Origin of the sequence: Leucobacter viscericola, from assembly GCF_011299575.1 — a bacterium.
GTDB classification, from domain to species: Bacteria; Actinomycetota; Actinomycetes; order Actinomycetales; family Microbacteriaceae; genus Leucobacter; species Leucobacter viscericola.
On the sequence record NZ_CP049863.1, the window covers coordinates 1,847,745 to 1,866,031 of the forward strand.

The following is an 18,287-nucleotide window of genomic DNA, read 5'->3' on the forward strand; positions in this document are numbered from 1 at the left end:
TCCTGATCTTTCGATCGGAGCTTTTCGAGGGAGTAAGCACACTTCTCCCTGACCACTTAGTAGCCTAACACAAAAATCAACTCATCGCATCTTGGCCCCGCGAAAGCCCCGACCGATCAACACGAATACCACAACTCTCAAGCACAGCGGTATCCACAGAGGCCTGCACAGAAAAACCGAGCTTCGTAATTTCACTCCACCCAACCCAGAGCGCCTCGCACTCCTCAGCCCGACACTCCGCAATCGGAGCGCGCCCCTCTGCATACTCGATGACCACCGCCGCTCGCCGCTCGCCGCCGTCAAGCACCCAGCGGGCCTCGCAACGCGGGCACGGAACCGTGAGCTCCATCTGGCGAGGTCGCACATTCTGTTCGGCTTCGATCCTTACCACCCACGACTCAACCTCCTCACACACCTGCAGCCACTGCCCGTCGGCCAACTCACCCTGCGACCTCGAACGCCGCGCAACAGTCCACGCCTCAGCGACATCAGCCAAGAGAGCGTTGCTCCCACTCTGTTTTGCCAGGTACAAACCCTCTCGAATTCGCCCATTCGCGCGTCGAATATCGTTCAGAACACGTAGCGCACCAAAGTTGATCGGGATCCCCAGGCCATTCGAGCCCGCACCGCCACGTTTGACAACCTCGGTTATCGACCGGTCTAACCAATCGAGCAGAGGCGGCCAATCAACCGCGCCGGCCTCTGTCATTTCGGTGTGCGGCTGGGTCAATCGCACAATCGCGCGCTCCGCTGCGGTCACAGAAACCACCATCATTCACCCTCCTCTTCAGTCACGTCTTGCAACCCATCCGGGTCGCCATCGTCCCCAAACTGCCCATCATCAGTCAGGAGCCACAGGGCGTATTGCTCTCGCTTCACTTGCCTCGCAAGACGAGGGCATTCTGGATTCCCCGCCCGCAAAAAGGGATTCATGCACCGCCCACAGCGGTGCGGTCTTTCGCCGCGCTCCACATCGGCGAGCGACAGCCCGCGGCGGTACTCTTTGACCCCCGCGGCTTTGCTCACGCGCTCAGCCTTCTCCGCCAAGCGAATATTCGGTTCGCCCATCAACATGCTCTCCTGCATTTCCGTCTCCTTCTCAACTCACGCCCCGATGCGTTACGTCAAGCAGAATTACACACTACTTGACATAATGCAAGCTAGTTGAGCTAAATAACTGGACTTATGTCGCTTTAAATTGAGCGGTGCATGATTCTTCTTGACGTGTTACAGTGAGCGCATGTCAAGAAACGACTCCGCCATGGTTCCGTTTGAAGAGCGCAAGCATCTGGCCTCACAGGTCAAAGGCCTTCGCCAAAGCGCTGGCCTGAAACAGCAGGATCTTGCCGACCTTGTTGGCATCTCGCGTCAGGCGCTCTCAAACATCGAGCGCGGGGCAACTCCGCAGATTGAGAACCTACGTAAGATCTACGAGGCTCTCGGCGCAGATCTGCAAACAAGCAACCGGAGCGCAGACACCACGGTCTGGCTTGGAATCATCGGGGGCATGCTCGACACACTCGATCGACACCGTCAGGGCAAAGCCGGACAGGCCGCTGTTAACGCCATTGCCGCGGTTATCGCAGAGCCGAGTGTCAGTGGCCTGCCGGAGAATAACGATCCTCGACAAAGAAGCGACTATGCGCTTGCGGCCCACGAAGAAATCGATGAAACGGGCGAAGACACCTACTAGACGAGAGGGGATGATGCCGTGGAACTTCTCTATGACTATGCCGCGAGCATCGACGTGACGATTGAGTATGCAGACCTGAGCCACCTCCATCGAGTTGGCGATTACTGCCTGCAAACCCGTGAGGTGCGCATCCAAGATGGCATGCTCTACCGCAAAACTCGCTCTATCCTTGCCCACGAACTCGGGCACGCTACGAACAGCGACGAGCCCACGGTCTTCGAACACCTCAATCGGCGCATGGAACTTCGTGCCGACGAGTGGGCCGCACACTTTCTCATTAACGAAACGGCCTACAGAGACGCCACCCTCAAGTTCGGGCGCCATCTACCCTCCGTCGCGCAGGAGCTCTGCGTGCTTGAGAAACTCGTCGTTGCCTACGAACGCACGCTCGAACGAGTCGGCGACACCGTGTACGTGAACCCCCGCATGGGTGCAGGTCAGTGGTCCCAGCGCTTAACCGCGACATAACGCTCCCCGTCTCAGCCGAGAACCCGTTGCTAAGGGGCCGTTCAGACCTCTGCTCCGTGATGGCGAAGGACACGCCACACTTGCACATCGCCGAGGGGTGGCTCACCTCAGCACTCAGCTTGGGTGTGCTCTGTATACTGCCGCAATGGGATTGTTTGGCAAGAAACGGACCGCTTCCAAAGCAGCAGACGACAAGGAAAAGCGTGTCGATCGCTCGTCGATCGCGGCGGTTCTTCAACATCTCGAGGCGGAACGAGACTCAATTAATGCCCGCGCGGCAGACCAGTTTGGCCTTGACCACATCGAAGAATGGGCTGTAGATCTGAACGCTGGGACCATCACGTTTGCAACACCCTCTGGGCGCTGGGTAGGTGTAGTCGACGTTCTGGGAAGCTTGAACGCGGGAGCCGAAAGTTGGATGTGGGGTTGGGCAAATCCGAATATTTCGGATGACCTGACTGTAGCGTCGTTTGGAGTCATGCAGTTCGGAAAGTCAAAATCGATTCCATCGCTTACGACAATGACACTTTGGGCCGATGAGCGGGAGGCAGACTCACTCGCCGCTCTGGCATTCGGGTATGCCGAATCTCAGTTCCTTTTCAAAACCCCCAGCGATCCCACTTTCTATTTCGCAGTGCGAGAGATTCACGCCGCTTAGGCGCCCGGGCATTGAAGCTGCCGCAGTGATTGATGAACTCTTCGAGCAAAGCGGCCACTAAGCGGCCACCAACTCACGCTTCCTCCGTAGAAACAACAAAACCCCCGACCAGATTCGCATCTGATCGGGGGTTTTTCTGTGGCGGATGAGGGATTCGAACCCCCGTAGGCATAGCCAGCTGATTTACAGTCAGCCCCCTTTGGCCGCTCGGGTAATCCGCCAAAGGCCGCGTGAAACGCAACCAGGGATCAACTTTACAGCCTCACCCCTCCAGAACGGAAATCGCGCGCACAACAGGCCCTCCCCGTGGCAAAATCGAGAGATGAACGCGCTCCCCGCCGAGACCACTATCCACCGTGCCGACAACTTCGACGACGTCCCCCGCGCACGTTTTACAGGATCGCAAAACTGCGCCAGGAGGTGTTTGTGCTTGAGCAAGACTGCGTCTACCTCGACCTCGACGGGCGCGACCTCGAGCAAACCACCATTCAGGTGTGGGCGGAGACAAACCAGGGCGAGATCGCGAGTTCCGTCCGGATCCTGAACGAGGACGCTCTCGAACCGGGCCTACGCAGCATCGGTCGAGTCGTCACCGCACCTCAGCACAGGGGGCTCGGGATCGCGGCAGCCGTGCTCAACACGGCAATTGAAATCTGCGAGGATCACCCGATCCAGATTCACGCCCAGTCGTATCTCACTGAGTGGTACGCCCGCTTTGGGTTCCGGGCCAATGGCGAAGAGTTCCTCGAAGACGGCATACCGCACACGCCGATGCGGATCGGCTAGCGGTTTCGCCTGGTCACTCCCCCAGCAGCTCGTCCAACCCTGGAACCGCCACCGCCAAACCGTGCCTGTGCGCCCGCGCAGACACCGACTGCTCGCGCAGCAGCGTCAGCAGCTCGACCGGACCGGCCATCGTGACCGGTTCTGCCCAGAGCGCGGCCCGATCCAGTCCGCCCATCCACTCGGCGACCCGCACCCGATCGCCGCCGATCAGCCGCACTCGCGACGCCGCAACGCCGTCGGCACCAATGGGCCCGGCTATGGCGAGTCGCTCAATCCAGTCGTCGTCGCGCTCCAGCGACACTTCGATGCCCTGGGACGCCAAGAACGACGAGATCGCAGACGGCAGCACCTCACCGGTCGACACCGCGACGGGAGCCCGCACAAGCAACGCCGCAGCGAGCACCCGCAGCAGCGAAGCGACGGACGCCCGCTCGGCAAGGCGAATCTGCGTCACAACGGGCCAGTAGCGCAGCGTGTTGCGCTCGATCCCCAATCCGATCGAGTCTCGCACCACCCCAAACGAGGTTCGCCACGCGAGGGCGTCCGCGAGGGCCGCCCGGCGCACCGCATCAAACTCTTCGTAGCTGAGTTCGTCTTGAGCTGCCTCAATCAGGAGCTGTATTTCAGGATCGAGCCCTCGCAAGTGCAGGGTGTCGCTTCTGGTGCCCTCGCGAGGCTGCCAGGAACCCAGGGCGAGCAACCAGTTGGGCCCTCCCGCCAGCGCCGGCAGACCCATGACGGCTTCGTTCCAGCCCCCACCGGGCTGTCGCTCGATGCGGGCCGCGGTGGTCGGTTTGTTGACCGACAGTGAGGCCGCCTGCGACTCTTCGAGCCAGCTCAGAATCTCGTCGCCGTCGTTTGCCTGCAGCCCGGCGGCCGCACCGCCGCCGACGAGGCCCTGTTTTGCAGTTCCCTCGGAAAGCGTGTGGCTGTGCACTACACCGATGACGGGCACACCGATCGCGTCGCTCCAAAAAGTTGAAGACTCCGAGACTCCGAGTCGCACGCCAGGGCTCCACAACAAGCCTTCATCGTCCAGCTGCTCCGGCCTCACGAGCCACTCTTCCCCGCGCCCAAGCTCGGTGAGCGCACGCAGTCCCGCCTCGGAGGGGGCCGCAGGAAGGGGACCCAGATCGAAACCGAGAGGATCACGATCCCCCGGGTTTGAGGTATCCCCCACACGCAGCGCCCGCACGGCATCGGCGAGCGCCTCGCGGAACCGCGCTGAACGCGCAACACTTCCGACCAGAATCGCGGCAGTCACGGCTCGCGGATCCGATCCCGCACCGCGGAATGCCGAGGCCACAAGATCTGAAACCGCCTGGCTCAGATCGGCCGACGGTGCGATGAGCATGGAGCCACGCACGCGGATGTGCCCCTCGACGCGCAGGTCCGGCCGGCGACGCACCAACTCCCTCGCTTCGGCGCGATCGCCAAACACTACGGCCCGGTCGGTTCCCGGGTACGCGGCGAGCGCACCCAGCGTCCAACCGGCATACACCGCCTCAATGCGCACGACCCCCGGGGTGATGCCACCGACTTCCCACTCCTCAACAAGCGCCGAAGCCGACCGGAGCAGCCGCGAGGGCACCACCCAGAGCACACCGGTTCCCGCCGCGAGGGTCGCGAGTACCGCCTCGGCCTGGGCAGAAAGCGGAGTCTGGTTGTCGGCCGCGACCAGCGCCAGGCGCTCGGGCACAAACGTCGCACCGCGCACGGCTTCGAGGCCCTCGGCGAGCTGCCCGCAGTAGCGGCCAGCGTCGACGATGCGGTTAATTTCGGCGTCGAGCTCAACCACCGGGGCCCCAGTGTCGAGAGCTAGCGTCTGCAAGAGCCGATCCCGAGCCGCCACAACCGCAAGCGCCCCGCGCCGCAACCGCACAGCACGAATACGATGCGGCTCCGCAGCCCAGCGCTCACCGGCCTCACGCACAGCCTCGGCGACGGCCGCGGCATCGAGGTCGGCGGGCGAGAGCGCCACGGTGTCGTTTGCGGAAACGGCTTCCGAGGCCTCGGCCTGCTGGCGCGCGCGGCTCAGCCGCTCACGAGCCCAATCTCGATTCTCGGCAACACTCGCGTCGGTGTCGGGCTCGTTTGCGAAGCCAGAGTCTGACCTGACTGGAATCTCGCGCGTCGGCGCGAACTCACCCAGCTGCCACTCACCCGTCTCGCCGCGGGTTAACCCCAGCACGGCCGCGGTCAGGCCGCCGGTCTCGAAGCGAGCTGGCTCGTCGGGAGCGCGGTAGAAGAGTGCGCTGTCGCGCTCGGTCGGATCCCACTCGCGCGCCCGACGCTGCGTTCGGTGCGAGGTGGGGGCGTCTTCGTCTGCGGCGAGCGCAGCTTCATGAAAGGCATTGAGTTCGGGATCGGCGGTGCCGTCGGCGTCTTCCGTGCCCTCCGAGGCCGTGAGCAACGCCTCAAGTCGCGACAGAGCCGATTCGGGATCCGCCGCCTCCGCGGCAAACCCCACAAGAAGATCGACGGCACCCACGAAGTCTTGTGGCGCAATAACGGGGAGCACGATCCTGACCTCACCCGCATCTGCGAGGAGCGTCTGCGCGAGACCCTGCACAACTCCGCTGCGCAGTTGCAGCGAAACCAGGTCTTGCAGTTCGCGCTTTGCGGCGAGCTCGGCAACCGCCGCGAGCACACTCAGGTCTTCCGACGCAATGACCGGCCGCAGCACGGCCGCCCTGCCCGGGTGCAGTGCAAGCTCGGCCAGCCGCAGCAGTTGAGCGGTGAGCGCGGTTCGATCCTCGATCACAGGCACCGCGAGCCCACTCTGAATCGATGCGATGCGCTCGGATCCGGCGACACCGGCGACACCAATGACGATCTCCGCCGGCGCACCGCCCTCAGCGACCCTGCGCAGTGCCCAGCGGCTCACACGATCGTAGATCTCTCGCGACTCGGGAAGTTCGGCGAAGATTTTGGTGCTGACGCGTGCTCGATCGAGCTCAGGATCTGCAAGCGCTCGAGACAAGACCTCCGGGATCAGCCGAAGCCAACGCACGCTCGTGGGCTCAATACTGATCACGGTGTTGTGTTCTGCGGCGGAGTCGAGAATGGGCCGCAGCGAGGCGACGGCAAGGGCCACGTCGTCGGTGGCGGACCAGTCTGTGCCGCCGGGTGCGATTCGTGCGGGATCCACCACGAGGTGTTTCACAGCCGGGTGAGCCGCGAGAGCCGCGAGCCTGGCGATCTCGGCTTTGGCTCCGACGGGGCCAAACACGCGTTCGCCGAGGGGCTGCACAACGGGCATAAATCCGGCCTCAGAGTGGCGGCGCAGGGCCTCGGTGAGCCCAGCGAGCTTTCCGGGCGGGCTACTCGCGGGCAGCTTCGTCGCGAGCACCAGGTGCGCAACGCGGTCCCGCAGCCAGCGCCGCGCAACCGGCATCACAGCCCAGGGCAGGCCGAGCGAGGCGACACCGCCAGCCTTGACCGCGAGTCGATCGCGCGCGGGCATCGATTCCGGCATATCTTGCGCGACCTCGCGCAGACCGAGCGCCGAGGTAAAGGCGTCTTCGGTGCCGGCGACAAACTCGATCAAGCGGCGGGTGAACTCGAAGCTTTCAGGATCCTTACTGACACCACCGAGCAGCTCGGGTGAGGCGGTGGTGTTTGCGCGCGTCGCGGCAATCCAACTCTCCGCCCGCTTGGCGTTCGCGGCGGTGAGCCCGCCCCAAATAGTGTCTGGGGAGAAACGCTCTTCAGCCATACGCCCACTGTAGAACCGAGGTCATGCCTCCGCCGCGAGGCGCGCAGGGGTCGACCTACGCCGGATCAACTACGCCGCGCCACCAAACTCACCGGTGGCGACGAGAACCGCACGTGCCAGCACAGACGGGCGCATCATGCCGCCCATGGCGGCGGGTGTTGCCTGCGGATCGATGTCGATGCGCTCCACATCGAGAGCGTGCACGACAAACCAGTAGTGGTGCACGCCGGTACCCTCGGGCGGTGCCGCTCCCATGAACCACGGCTCGCGCTTTTCATTGGGCAGTGTGAGGCTGCCTGCGGGAAGCCCCTCGCCCGCCTGCGCGCCCACGCCCGCTGGCAGCTCAGTGACCTCAAGCGGGATATTCGCGACCGCCCAGTGCCAAAACCCGGACCCTGTCGGCGCATCGGGATCAAAGCAGGTGACGGCAAAGCTACGGGTCTCCTTCGGAAAACCCGACCAGCTCAGCTGCGGCGACCGGTTTTGCCCGCCGGCGTATTCCGCATAGAGCTCAGCCGGAAGCGGTTCACCTTCCTGAATGTCATTGCTGATCAGCGTAAAACTGGGCAACTGCCGCATTCCCGCGTACGGATTGATGTCACCTTGGCTCGTGTGAAGCTGGGTCATGTCACTCCCTCGTTCTCGGCGCGACCCGTGGTTTTGGGCGAGCACTCTGGTCCTTCAGCTTAGGACGGCAGCGGCGGGTTATCCATGAGATTTTGCGGAGCGGCTACAGATATACTGGAGGCTTACGAACGGCGTGCGCAAAGGGCGCTCAATCGGAGGAACCATGGCATCGACGACAGGCTCTGATCGAGCCCGAGCGACCCTCGCCTTCCTGCGGCGAAAGATCACGACCGGCGAGTGGCCGGTTGGCAGCAGGATCCCGATCGAGCCCGAGCTCGCTGAGCAGACCGGCGTCGGGCGTTCCACCGTGCGCGAAGCCGTTCGTTCGCTCGCGAGCATCGGCATGCTCGAGACCCTGCCCGGTCGCGGCACCTTTGTTCGTTCGTCAGCTCCCACCAGCACTCTGCTCAATGAGTTTCTCGCTGACTTCACGCTTGAAGAGATCCTGAGCTACCGTCGTGCGCTTGAAATCGAGGCCGCCCAGCAGGCCTCGATTCACCGCTCCGAAGAAGACCTGATCGCGCTTGAGCAGGCCGCTATTGACGAGGTCGGCTGCACACGCTGCCCCGTTCTAGGTTTCGCAAACGACGACGACACGTCTGCGTTTGACAGCAAATTTCACCGCCTGGTGTTCGACGCGGCCAAGAACCGCCTGCTCGCTTCGCTGTACGCCGGCATCAACGATCGCCTGCGCACCCCCGAGCACCGCGGCAAGCTCGCGATGGTGGCGACCGGTGCCGAGATGGAGCGGGATCACGCCAGGGTGCTTGACGCGATCCGCCGCCAGGATTTCATCGACGCCGTGCACGCGATGGTCAACCACGTCGATAACGACGTGGTCATCGTCAACGAGCAACACGAGGTGGTGCCGCCGCTCACTCGCACACCCGAGCAGCAGCAGCGCATCGACCTTGCGGTTGAGGCCGACGATCAGCGGATTGCGGCGCGCTAGCTGAGCTCGCGGCTCACGTAGGCAGCGAGTGCGTCACGCACGAACGTCGCGCCATCTACCCCGCCGTAGTTCGCTGCGAAGCGCTCGTCAGCGACGTACATCTCGCCTAGGCCGAGTAGGTAGCCCGCGAGGTCTCCACCGGGGGCGCTTGCAGGGGTGCCCGGTGTCGCAGTGAGCCATTCGACGTGACGCTTTGCGAGATCTTGCGCTTCGGCCGACTCGGGATCATCGCCGCGCGCGACTGCCGCGACCCAGTCGGCGTTCAACGCAGCAAGCTTGGCCTGCCATTCGGCCTGGCCTTCCTTTCCTAGGGAGCGCCACCACTTGTCGCTGTTCGCGTACGCGTCGGCGCCCCAGCGCTGCTCGACCTCTTCGCGGTACTGCGTGTGGTCGAATCCTTCAAACATGTTCTGAGACATGAGGTCTTCCTTTTCTGTGTTGTCTTGGGAGTTTTGTGCCGCATTGTGGCGGAGCGCAGCGATGGTGCGCTCAACGGCACCGATCTGCGTGTCTACGCGTTCGCGCTCCTGCCGCAGCAGCTCCAGGTGATTGGCCAGGATGCTGGCCTCTGCTTGTTCCGGCGCCGCGCTTGCGGGGTCTGTGCGATCCTGAGCCGCGTTTCGGGTTTGCACAGCACCGCGATCCTGAACAGCACCGCGATCCTGCGCAACCAGCACCTGCCCGATGGCGTCGAGCCCTAGCCCCAGATTGCGCAGCAGCAATACCCGCTGCAGCCGCACCAGTGCACGATCGTCGTAGTAGCGATAGCCGTTGCTGCCGATGCGAATCGGTTCGACCAGCCCGATGCGGTCGTAGTGCCGCAGGGTGCGCGACGTGGTTCCGGCGGCCTTTGCGACCTCCTGAATCGAGCGTTCCATGCGGATCCTCCCGTTCTTCGGCCGGGACTCTCCCGGCGCACACTCAACGGTAAACCTTGACGCAACGTCAATGTCAAGTGGGCGCAGATTTGAAGCGTACGATTGAAGTGTGTCTGAGCCAAAGATCCTGCTGTACTACGCATTCGCCCCCGTCGCCGACCCCGAGGCCGTGCGCCTCTGGCAAAAGGAACTGTGCGAGTCACTCGGCTTGCGCGGGCGCATCATCATTTCGAAGCACGGGATCAACGGCACCGTCGGTGGCGAGCTCGACGCGTGCAAGCAGTACCTCAAGCGCAGCCGCGAGTACGGGCCGTTCGCTGGCCTCGACGTGAAGTGGAGTGACGGCACCGGCTTCGAACCCGAACAGCCCGAGATGTTGCACGGCACGGATCGGCGTGCGCCCTGGCGACGCATCACCGATTTTCCGAAGCTCAGCGTGAAGGCGCGCGACGAGCTGGTGGCGTTTGGGATCCCCGACGAGACCATCGTCGACGCCGCCGGTGTGGTCGGCGGCGGTGAACACCTCAGCCCACAGGCGGTCAACGATCTCGTTGCTGCTCGTGGCGACGAAGTTGTGTTCTTCGACGGCCGCAACGCCTGGGAAGCTGAGGTCGGCAAGTTTAAGGGCGCCATCGTGCCCGACGTGACCACCACCCACGACTTCATCGCGCAGATCGAGAGTGGCGCCTACGACGACCTCAAGGATCGCCCGGTCATCAGCTACTGCACGGGCGGAATCCGCTGCGAGATTCTCTCCGTCGCCATGAAGAACCGCGGGTTTAACGAGGTCTACCAGATCGACGGCGGCATTGTGCGCTACGGCGAGGCATTCGGCAATGACGGACTGTGGGAGGGATCCCTAGCGGTGTTCGACAGTCGCGAGACGATGGACTTCGCTCCCGGTGCCGCGGTTCTCGGATCCTGCGCCGCCTGCGGCACCCCCACGAACCTCTTGAGCAACTGCGCCGACCAGACGTGCCGCGCCCGCTTCGTGGCGTGCGCCGAGCACCAGAACGGCCCCTGCGCCGAGCACCTGGTGGCTGCGTAGTCTTCGGCCCGGTCGCCCCTGCGACTCTGCCGACCTGGCGGCTCTGTCACCTCGGCGACTCGGCGACTCGGCGGCCCGGCGGCCCGGCGGCCCGGCGGCCCGGCGGCCCGGCGGCCCGGCGGCCCGGCGGCCCGGCGGCCCGGCGGCCCGGCGGCCCGGCGGCCCGGCGGCCCGGCGGCCCGGCGGCCCGGCGGCCCGGCGGCCCGGCGGCCCGGCGGCCCGGCGGCCCGGCGGCCGTTCTCGAGAAGCCATGGTTTCGTCGAGAGGCCATCGTGCTTGATGGCTTCTCGACGAAATCATGGCCTGTCGACGGGGCCGTAGGCCAGGAGGGCGTGAGACCGTGAGACCGTGAGGCCGTGAGACCTAAGTGTTCGCGAGCGCTCGCGCAATCATTGCATCAGCGGCCGCAAGTGCCTCTTTAAGAGTGAAGTGTCCCATCGCGCTGAGTGTGCCGAGGCCGTGCACGAGTCCCCAGAGAGCCTGCACGTCGGCAACGGTGTTGAGACCCGCGCTCATTGCGACCGTGGCCAGAGCGCTTTCTAGCTCCTGAATGAGCGGAGCCATCTGCTCGCTGGGCGATCCCGGAATACACACCGTCGGGTCGTACATGACCTGGAAGGCGTAGGGCCGGTTCACCGCGAAGCTGATGTAGGCGGCGCTTCCGGCGTGCAGTTTTTCGCGTGTGGTCTCGGCCGCTGCCACGTCGTTTTTTACCTGCGCGACCAGGTCGGCCATGCTGTGCTCTGCGAGCACCTTGAACAGACCCCGGCGATCGGCGAAGTGATGGTATGGCGCGTTATGGCTCACGTTTGCCGCGCGCGCCACCTCGCGCAGGCTAATTTCTGACGCTGGCATGCGTTCCAGCAGCTGCATCGCAGCCTCTTCTAGGGCGCTGGCCAGGCTGCCGTGGTGGTAAGCACCGATTGAACTTGACACAAGCAACATTCTTCCCTATCTTGACAGTGTCTAGTTAAGTTGCCACTGTCAAGATTGAGGTCGTATGCCCCGTGTGCTCGTGATCGATGGTCACCCAAATCCCGAGTCGCTCACCGCGGCCATGGCGCAGAGCTATGCCGCCGGCAACGGCACCGCGCGGCTGCTCGCGCTGCGCGACCTCGATTTCGACGTGCACATGCGCTTCGGGTATCGCTCGCGCATGGCAATCGAGCCTGATCTGACCGAGGCGCGGCAGGCACTGCACGATGCACAGCACATCGTCATCGCTGCGCCGATGTGGTGGGGATCGGTGCCAGCCCTGCTCAAGGGGTTCTTCGACCGGGCTCTGCTGCCTCACGAGGAGTACGAGATGACCCCCCTCGGGTTGCCACGTGGATTGCTCCGCGGGCGGAGCGGTCGGCTTTTGCTCACGACTGATACCCCCGCCATTGCGCTGCCGTTTTCGGGTACGCCAGCTGCGGCTCAGGTTGCGCGTCGAACCATGAGGTTTTGTGGGGTGCGCCCTTTTCGCGTGCACCGCTTTATGGGGGTCAACAAGGCGAGCGAGGCGAGGATCGCCGGCTGGATCTCGGCGGCGTCGCATCTCGGGGCCACTGACGCGCGCCGGATCCCGAGCCCTGAGCTTGTGGCAGCTTGATCGCACCGCCAGCGCCGTCGCGTGACAACCCAACCGTCGGTGCCGCCTGTTAAGGAACGGCACCGACGGTTCGCTGGCAGCGTTCAGCTACCAGATGCTGACGCGCTGCTCAGGATCAAGCCAGAGCTTGTCACCCGGCTTTGTGTTGTAGGCCTCGTGGAACGCGTCGAGGTTCGCCACGATCTGGTTACAGCGGAACTCGTTGGGCGAGTGTGGGTCGATGGTGAGAAGTCGCACTGTCTCTTCTGGCCGCGACTTCTGCTGCCACGCCTGTGACCACGACAGGAAGAAACGCTCTGCACCGGTTAGGCCGTCGATGACCGGAGACTCTGCCCCGGCGAGCGAGCGCAGGTAGGCCTTCCACGCGATTGCGAGACCGCCGAGGTCACCGATGTTCTCGCCGATGGTCAACTCGCCGTTGACGGGTTGGCCGTCGGCACCCTCGGGCGAGAGCGCGTTGTACTGGCCGATGAGTGCGCCCGTGCGCTGCTCGAACGCGGCCCGGTCTTCTTCGCTCCACCAGTCGGTGAGTTTGCCGTCGCCGTCGTAGCGTGAACCCTGGTCGTCAAAGCCGTGACCGATCTCGTGACCAATGACCGCGCCAATCGCGCCAAAGTTAGCGGCAGCGTCAGTGTTCTTGTCGAAGAACGGCGGCTGCAAGATGGCGGCCGGGAACACGATCTCGTTAAAACCGGGGTTGTAGTAGGCGTTGACGGTCTGTGGCGTCATGAACCACTCGTCACGGTCAATCGGCTTGCCGACCTTGCCGAGCTCACGATTGAACTCGTACTCAGCGACCTGACGCGAGTTGCCGAGCAGGTCACCTGAGTCAGCAGCGATCGCACTGTAGTCGCGCCACTTCACGGGGTAGCCGATCTTGGGCGTGAACTTATCGAGCTTTTCGAGCGCGCGCACCTTGGTGTCAGGGCTCATCCAGTCGAGCTGCTGGATCGAATCGCGGTATGCCTCGATCAGGTGCTCGACAAGTCCGTCCATTGCGGCCTTCGCGTCTTCATCGAAGTGCTTCTCAACGTAGATGCGCCCGACGGCCTCGCCCATTGCGCCCTCCACGAAGGACACCCCGCGGCGCCAGCGCTCGCGCTGCTCAGTCGCTCCGGTGAGCGCGGTGCCATAAAACTCGAAGTTCGCTCGTGAGATCTCCTGCGACAGAAGCGCAGCGGATCCTCGCACGATCGACCAGATCAGCCAAGCGCGCCAAGCACCAAGTTCGTCTTCAACCAAGAGCCCTGCGAGACCCGCAATCGCCTCGGGTTGGCCAACAACGACCTCCGCGAATGCTTCCTCGGGCGCTCCCATCGCGCCCAGGTAGGCTCGCCAATCAAGCTGCGGAGTAATCTCTTGCAGACCCTCGAACGTGCGCAGGTTGTAGAGCTTCTGGATGTCGCGGCTCGCTACTTTGTCCCAGTGCGAGGCCGCGATGCGACGCTCAAGGTCGTACGCGAGCTCGGCGAGACGCGCGGCGTCGGCCACTCCCGCGAGCGTCAGCATGCGCTCGATGTGAGCGCGGTACTGATCCCGAACCTCCGCGAACTGGTCTTCACGGTAGTAGGACTCGTCGGGCAACCCAATGCCGCCCTGCATCACGAAGATGATGTAACGCGAGGGATCACCCGGGTCGTTGTCAACAAACATGCCAGCAAAACCGCCGAGGCCCTGGCGCTCGAGCTCACCCACGAGTGCGATGAGTTCGGAGACGGAGCTGACCGCGAGTACCCGGTCGATGTCGCCAGCAATCGGCGCCGCTCCCAGGGCGTCTGCCCGATCCACGTCCATGAAGCTGGCGTAAAGCGCAGCGACCTTGTCGGCCTCTGGCGCGTCTGCGGCGAGCGCTCCGGCAGCCGGCGCTTCGGTGCCCGTAATGATGTTGCGCACCGCTTCTTCGGCATTCTCTGCGAGAACCGCGAAGGATCCGTAGCGCGCCTTGTCTGCGGGGATCTCGGTGCGCGCGATCCACTTACCGTTGACGTGCCGGAAGAGATCGTCTTGTGGGCGGATGCTGGGGTCGAGCTCTGCAAGGTCGATGCCGGAGGAGAGCACTTCGTTGATTGCTTCGGTCATGCGACAACCTTATCTTTAGGGTCTGACATTGGTGGGTGCAACTTGCGAGCTCCACCTTCGAAACGGCAAAAGCCGTCTCCTTGTTTTAGCCCTGGACAGGTTTCGCGCTGACAAGAGAGACGGTTCCGTAGGGTGAAACTTTCACCCTAATGTTGTAGAGATTTCCCTCGATTGGCGGATCATGCACCTCGCGACTGGGACCATTGATCTCAAGCACTTTACTACCAACCGGAGAGCCGCACCCATCGAATGAAATCGTTCTGCGCTCAGAGTAACTCCTGCTGCTACCGATGAGCTCTCCCACCGATTCAACACGGCACGAATCGAGTTCGTAAAACTTGCTCAGGCCTCCAACAACTGCGAAGTACACGATGACGAGAAACATCGCGATAAAGATTAATCCAGGAAGAACAGCATCTTTCGCGCTAATGTCAGGCTGCTTCAACACCAAGTTCTCACCTATTGGTAGATCTGCGTGACTCAGGCAATCTTAGGGCTAAAGCCCGAGCATCTTTCGTTTTGCTGCCGTGAACTCTTCTTCGTCAAGAATGCCCTGATCACGAAACGCGGCAAGCCTCTCCAGCTCAGCATTAATATCTAGTCCCGCTGCTTGAGAGGGCGCGGCTTCCGCAAGCGATGTCGCAGTGGGTATCACTGAAGCAGCCAGAGTCTGAGCCAAGCCCGAGTACTCAACTGTTGAGCGCGACGTATTCTCGCGCAAGTGCTGAGCAATCCGAGCTTCATCGGATACGCGGTTAATCAGGTTGACCCCCTCACGGAAATTCGGGATGTCTTGAAGCACCACACGCTCGTTGCCGCTCTCTCGGCGCGCCCATAGAGTTATCGACCCCACGTCTCGCGCTTTCTGAGTCATCGATTGTGAAGAATCAACGTCGTAGATCTCTCGCGTTCTGATTTGCTGGCCCTTCGAAGACAGGGTGCCCGTCTCGAAAATCAGGTACTCAGTAGTGAGCTTGTAGCGGCCAGCACCCAGCCCAGAAAGAGGCCGCCCTACAGCAGACCAGATGGCGTCCTCGTCCTGACCCAGATCATGCTTTTTCTTCATTCGGTTGCTAAGCGACTGGGGCTTCGACTGGCTCGCTTCCGCAACAGGAGCTTCAATTGGCTGCTGCTGGTCTTCATAGACATCAGTCCAGGCAAGACCATCCCACCAACGCTTTCGACCTGATCCATCGTCGTACCATCCTGCTGGGGCGCTCGACATTGAGTTACGTCCTTTCCCGGGGAACCCTTAAGACCACAAGTGTCAAAAGCCTAGCCGATACTCCACCCCGACAATGGCAACGCCGCGCTTGCCGCGGCGGACCTAATATGGGATGGCGCCCCCCAAGCTACGGCCGCACCAACACCTTGATCGCGCGGCGCTCGTCCATCGCGCGGTACGCCTCAGGGGCCTCGGCCAGCGGCACCTCAAGATCGAACACCCGCCCCGGGTTGATCGACCCGGCCAGCACATCTGCGAGCAGCTCTTCTACGTAATTACGCACCGGGGCCACACCGCCGTTCACGCCGACATTGTTGGCAAACAGCGTGCGCACGGGAAGCTTGGGGCCTCCGTTGGGCACACCAACGTAGCCGACCATACCGCCGGGGCGAGCGGAGCGGATCGCCTGATCCATCGACTCCTCCGTGCCCACGGCCTCGAGCACACAGTCAGCACCGATGCCACCAAGCAGCTCCTTCACGGCGGCAACACCCTCGTCACCACGCTCGGCAACGATGTCGCTCGCACCAAACTCGCGCGCGAGCGCCTGCCGCGACTCGTGCCGAGACATCGCGACGATCCTCGCAGCCCCCAGTCGCTTCGCCGCGAGCACGGCACACAGTCCAACGGCGCCGTCACCCACGACCACAACCGTGCTGCCCGGCTTTACGCCGGCGGACACCGCTGCGTGATGTCCGGTGCCCAGCACGTCGGAGAGGGCAAGCAGGCTCGGGATCAGCTCTTCGCTCGGCGCAGACGGCACCTTGACGAGCGAGCCCTCAGCGTGGGGAACGTACACCTTCTCGGCCTGGGCGCCGTCCCACCAGCCACCGTTCAGGCAGGAGGTGCTGAAGCCGTTGAGGCAGTTCACGCAGCTCATGTCACAGTCGTAGAAGGGTGCGATCACAAAGTCGCCCACGGCGACCCGCTGCACGTCAGCGCCAACCTCTTCGACGATTCCGACAAACTCGTGGCCGATCTTGCGCGGCTCCTCGGTATCCGTGACGCCGCGGTAGGGCCAGAGGTCGGATCCGCAGACGCATGCAGCCACGACACGAACTACGGCGTCGATCCCAGTTTTCAGAACCGGATCTGCGACCTCTTCAACTCGAATATCACCTGGGCCATAAATTTTTGTTGCGCGCATGCTGGAACGTTACACCCTTAAGGTGAAGCACAGATGCCGCTACGGTGGAACCGTGTCCGCCTCCCCCGCCAGCAAGCCCGCGCGGCGCCGCATCGACCGCAGCATCGCCAATCTCGCGGTCCCGGCGCTCGGTGCGCTCATTGCTGAGCCGCTCTTTCTGGTCGTCGATTCCGCCCTCGTTGGCCACCTCGGCGCGAGCCCTCTCGCTGGCCTCGCGGTCGCCGCCGCGATCCTGCAGACCGCCGTCGGACTCATGGTGTTTCTGGCGTACTCCACGACGCCGCTCGTTGCGAGGCGGCGCGGCGCAGGCGACCTGCGCGGTGCGGTGCAGGCCGGCGTTGATGGTCTGTGGCTTGCGTTCGGGATCGGGATCCTTGTCGCCGCCGCGCTCTTCGCTCTGAGTGGCCCACTCGTTGCGTCCTTCGGCACCGCACCCGAGACCGCGGACCAGGCCCTCATCTACCTCATCATCTCGTGCTTCGGCATTCCCGCAATGCTGCTCGTCTTTGCGGCGAGTGGGCTGCTCCGCGGCTTGCAAGACACCCGCACCCCGCTCGCGGTTGCCACCGTTGGGTTCGCGATCAACGCGCTGCTCAACTGGTGGTTCATTTACGGACTGGGGTTCGGGATCGCTGGCAGCGCCTGGGGAACCGTCCTGGCGCAGTGGGGCATGGTTGTTGTGTACCTCATTGTTATCGCGCGCAAGGTCGGGAAGACCGGGGCCAGCGTGTTCCCCCGGCGAGACGGTCTCGGGCACGCCGGACGCAGCGGCGGCTGGCTCTTTCTGCGCACGGTTGGACTTCGTGTGGCGTTCCTCTCGACAGTGTTCGCCGCGACCAGCCACGGCACGATTGCCACGGCCGGTTACCAGGTGGTGTTCACTGTGTTCTCGACTGCGGCCTTCGCGCTCGACGCACTCGCCATCGCCGCGCAGGCCATGATCGGTGATGCCCTCGGAGCCCGCGACCCCGACCGAGCTCGCCTCATCGTGAGACGCACGATCTTCTGGGGTGTCACCTCGGGAGCAGCGGTGGGGCTGATCCTCGCGGCGGCCAGTCCGGTCATCGGCCGCATATTTACGAGCGATCCAGGGGTGCTCGCGATCCTGCCCCCTGCCCTACTGGTGCTCGGGATCTCGCTGCCCCTGGGCGGCTTCGTGTTTGTGCTCGACGGTGTGCTCATGGGTGCCGGTGACGCGCGCTACCTCGCCTGGACGAGCCTCGTGAATCTCGTGGTGTACCTGCCCGTGTTGTGGCTGGTCACGCGGCTCGTGCCCACGGGAACTCCCGCGCTCGTGGCGCTGACCGCGAGCTTTACGATCGTGTTTATGCTCGCCCGTGCGGTGACGCTTGGAGTTCGGGCGCGACGGTTTGAGCGGGCGCCTGAGGCGTTTGAGTAGGCCCACCGCCACCAA

The 18,287-nt window shown here is 63.5% G+C and carries 17 protein-coding genes and 1 tRNA gene; 8 read left to right on the plus strand and 10 right to left on the minus strand.

Features of this window, described 5'->3' with window-relative positions; all coding sequences use genetic code 11:
- Positions 1 to 76 precede the first annotated feature (76 nt).
- Positions 77 to 775, minus strand: coding sequence for a hypothetical protein (locus G7068_RS08325; RefSeq protein ID WP_166291043.1), 699 nt, complete (start codon positions 773 to 775; stop codon positions 77 to 79).
- The gene (locus G7068_RS08330; protein WP_166291045.1) at positions 772 to 1,086 is read right to left on the minus strand and encodes a hypothetical protein; all 315 of its coding nucleotides are present in this window, start codon (positions 1,084 to 1,086) and stop codon (positions 772 to 774) included. Before G7068_RS08330 ends, G7068_RS08325 begins: the two co-directional genes overlap by 4 nt.
- Before the next feature lie 154 nt (positions 1,087 to 1,240).
- On the opposite strand from G7068_RS08330, the gene G7068_RS08335 reads away from it, so the two are divergent.
- The 3 genes from G7068_RS08335 (at position 1,241) to G7068_RS08345 (ending at position 2,819) form a co-directional block, all read left to right on the plus strand.
- On the plus strand, positions 1,241 to 1,693 hold the full coding sequence (locus tag G7068_RS08335) for a helix-turn-helix transcriptional regulator (protein ID WP_166291047.1): 453 nt from the start codon (positions 1,241 to 1,243) through the stop codon (positions 1,691 to 1,693).
- Between the two features lie 18 nt (positions 1,694 to 1,711).
- A complete protein-coding gene (locus G7068_RS08340) occupies positions 1,712 to 2,161 on the plus strand; it encodes an ImmA/IrrE family metallo-endopeptidase (RefSeq protein WP_166291049.1) in 450 nt (149 codons plus the stop codon).
- Between the two features lie 145 nt (positions 2,162 to 2,306).
- Positions 2,307 to 2,819: a DUF6882 domain-containing protein gene (locus tag G7068_RS08345; RefSeq protein ID WP_166291051.1), complete on the plus strand. Its 513-nt coding sequence runs from the start codon at positions 2,307 to 2,309 to the stop codon at positions 2,817 to 2,819.
- Positions 2,820 to 2,958: 139 nt separating this feature from the next.
- On the opposite strand, the gene G7068_RS08350 is transcribed toward G7068_RS08345, so the two are convergent.
- Positions 2,959 to 3,040, minus strand: a tRNA-Tyr gene (locus tag G7068_RS08350).
- A 205-nt stretch (positions 3,041 to 3,245) separates the two neighbouring features.
- On the opposite strand from G7068_RS08350, the gene G7068_RS08355 reads away from it, so the two are divergent.
- The gene (locus G7068_RS08355; RefSeq protein ID WP_244304390.1) at positions 3,246 to 3,605 is read left to right on the plus strand and encodes a GNAT family N-acetyltransferase; all 360 of its coding nucleotides are present in this window, start codon (positions 3,246 to 3,248) and stop codon (positions 3,603 to 3,605) included.
- A 13-nt stretch (positions 3,606 to 3,618) separates the two neighbouring features.
- Here the strand turns inward: G7068_RS08355 and G7068_RS08360 are convergent, their stop codons facing one another.
- Both G7068_RS08360 and G7068_RS08365 read right to left on the minus strand, forming a co-directional pair.
- The gene (locus G7068_RS08360; protein ID WP_166291053.1) at positions 3,619 to 7,323 is read right to left on the minus strand and encodes a proline dehydrogenase family protein; all 3,705 of its coding nucleotides are present in this window, start codon (positions 7,321 to 7,323) and stop codon (positions 3,619 to 3,621) included.
- Between the two features lie 69 nt (positions 7,324 to 7,392).
- On the minus strand, positions 7,393 to 7,950 hold the full coding sequence (locus G7068_RS08365; protein ID WP_166291055.1) for a YbhB/YbcL family Raf kinase inhibitor-like protein: 558 nt from the start codon (positions 7,948 to 7,950) through the stop codon (positions 7,393 to 7,395).
- A 163-nt stretch (positions 7,951 to 8,113) separates the two neighbouring features.
- Between G7068_RS08365 and G7068_RS08370 the strand changes: the two genes are divergently transcribed.
- Complete coding sequence (locus G7068_RS08370) at positions 8,114 to 8,902, plus strand: FadR/GntR family transcriptional regulator (protein ID WP_166291058.1); 789 nt, start codon at positions 8,114 to 8,116, stop codon at positions 8,900 to 8,902.
- Here G7068_RS08370 and G7068_RS08375 read toward each other — a convergent pair.
- Positions 8,899 to 9,780 carry a MerR family transcriptional regulator gene (locus tag G7068_RS08375; RefSeq protein WP_166291060.1) on the minus strand — a complete coding sequence of 294 codons (882 nt, stop codon included), beginning with the start codon at positions 9,778 to 9,780 and terminating at the stop codon, positions 8,899 to 8,901. The two genes, G7068_RS08370 and G7068_RS08375, sit on opposite strands and share 4 nt — an antisense overlap.
- Before the next feature lie 109 nt (positions 9,781 to 9,889).
- Between G7068_RS08375 and G7068_RS08380 the strand changes: the two genes are divergently transcribed.
- Entirely contained in the window at positions 9,890 to 10,828 is a 939-nt protein-coding gene (locus tag G7068_RS08380) for a tRNA uridine(34) hydroxylase (protein ID WP_166291063.1), read from the plus strand.
- A 363-nt stretch (positions 10,829 to 11,191) separates the two neighbouring features.
- Here G7068_RS08380 and G7068_RS08385 read toward each other — a convergent pair whose 3' ends face one another.
- Complete coding sequence (locus tag G7068_RS08385; RefSeq protein ID WP_166291065.1) at positions 11,192 to 11,764, minus strand: TetR/AcrR family transcriptional regulator; 573 nt, start codon at positions 11,762 to 11,764, stop codon at positions 11,192 to 11,194.
- A gap of 64 nt (positions 11,765 to 11,828) precedes the next feature.
- Between G7068_RS08385 and G7068_RS08390 the strand changes: the two genes are divergently transcribed.
- On the plus strand, positions 11,829 to 12,422 hold the full coding sequence (locus tag G7068_RS08390; protein WP_166291067.1) for an NAD(P)H-dependent oxidoreductase: 594 nt from the start codon (positions 11,829 to 11,831) through the stop codon (positions 12,420 to 12,422).
- A gap of 87 nt (positions 12,423 to 12,509) precedes the next feature.
- On the opposite strand, the gene G7068_RS08395 is transcribed toward G7068_RS08390, so the two are convergent.
- The 3 genes from G7068_RS08395 to G7068_RS08405 all read right to left on the minus strand — a co-directional run bounded on the left by G7068_RS08395 (position 12,510) and on the right by G7068_RS08405 (position 16,873).
- Complete coding sequence (locus G7068_RS08395) at positions 12,510 to 14,501, minus strand: M13 family metallopeptidase (RefSeq protein WP_166291069.1); 1,992 nt, start codon at positions 14,499 to 14,501, stop codon at positions 12,510 to 12,512.
- 496 nt (positions 14,502 to 14,997) lie between these two features.
- Positions 14,998 to 15,726, minus strand: a complete 729-nt coding sequence (locus G7068_RS08400; protein WP_166291071.1) for a PH domain-containing protein — start codon at positions 15,724 to 15,726, stop codon at positions 14,998 to 15,000.
- 127 nt (positions 15,727 to 15,853) lie between these two features.
- Entirely contained in the window at positions 15,854 to 16,873 is a 1,020-nt protein-coding gene (locus G7068_RS08405) for a zinc-dependent alcohol dehydrogenase family protein (RefSeq protein WP_166291073.1), read from the minus strand.
- 52 nt (positions 16,874 to 16,925) lie between these two features.
- On the opposite strand from G7068_RS08405, the gene G7068_RS08410 reads away from it, so the two are divergent.
- On the plus strand, positions 16,926 to 18,272 hold the full coding sequence (locus tag G7068_RS08410; protein WP_244304392.1) for an MATE family efflux transporter: 1,347 nt from the start codon (positions 16,926 to 16,928) through the stop codon (positions 18,270 to 18,272).
- The last annotated feature ends 15 nt before the right edge of the window (positions 18,273 to 18,287 follow it).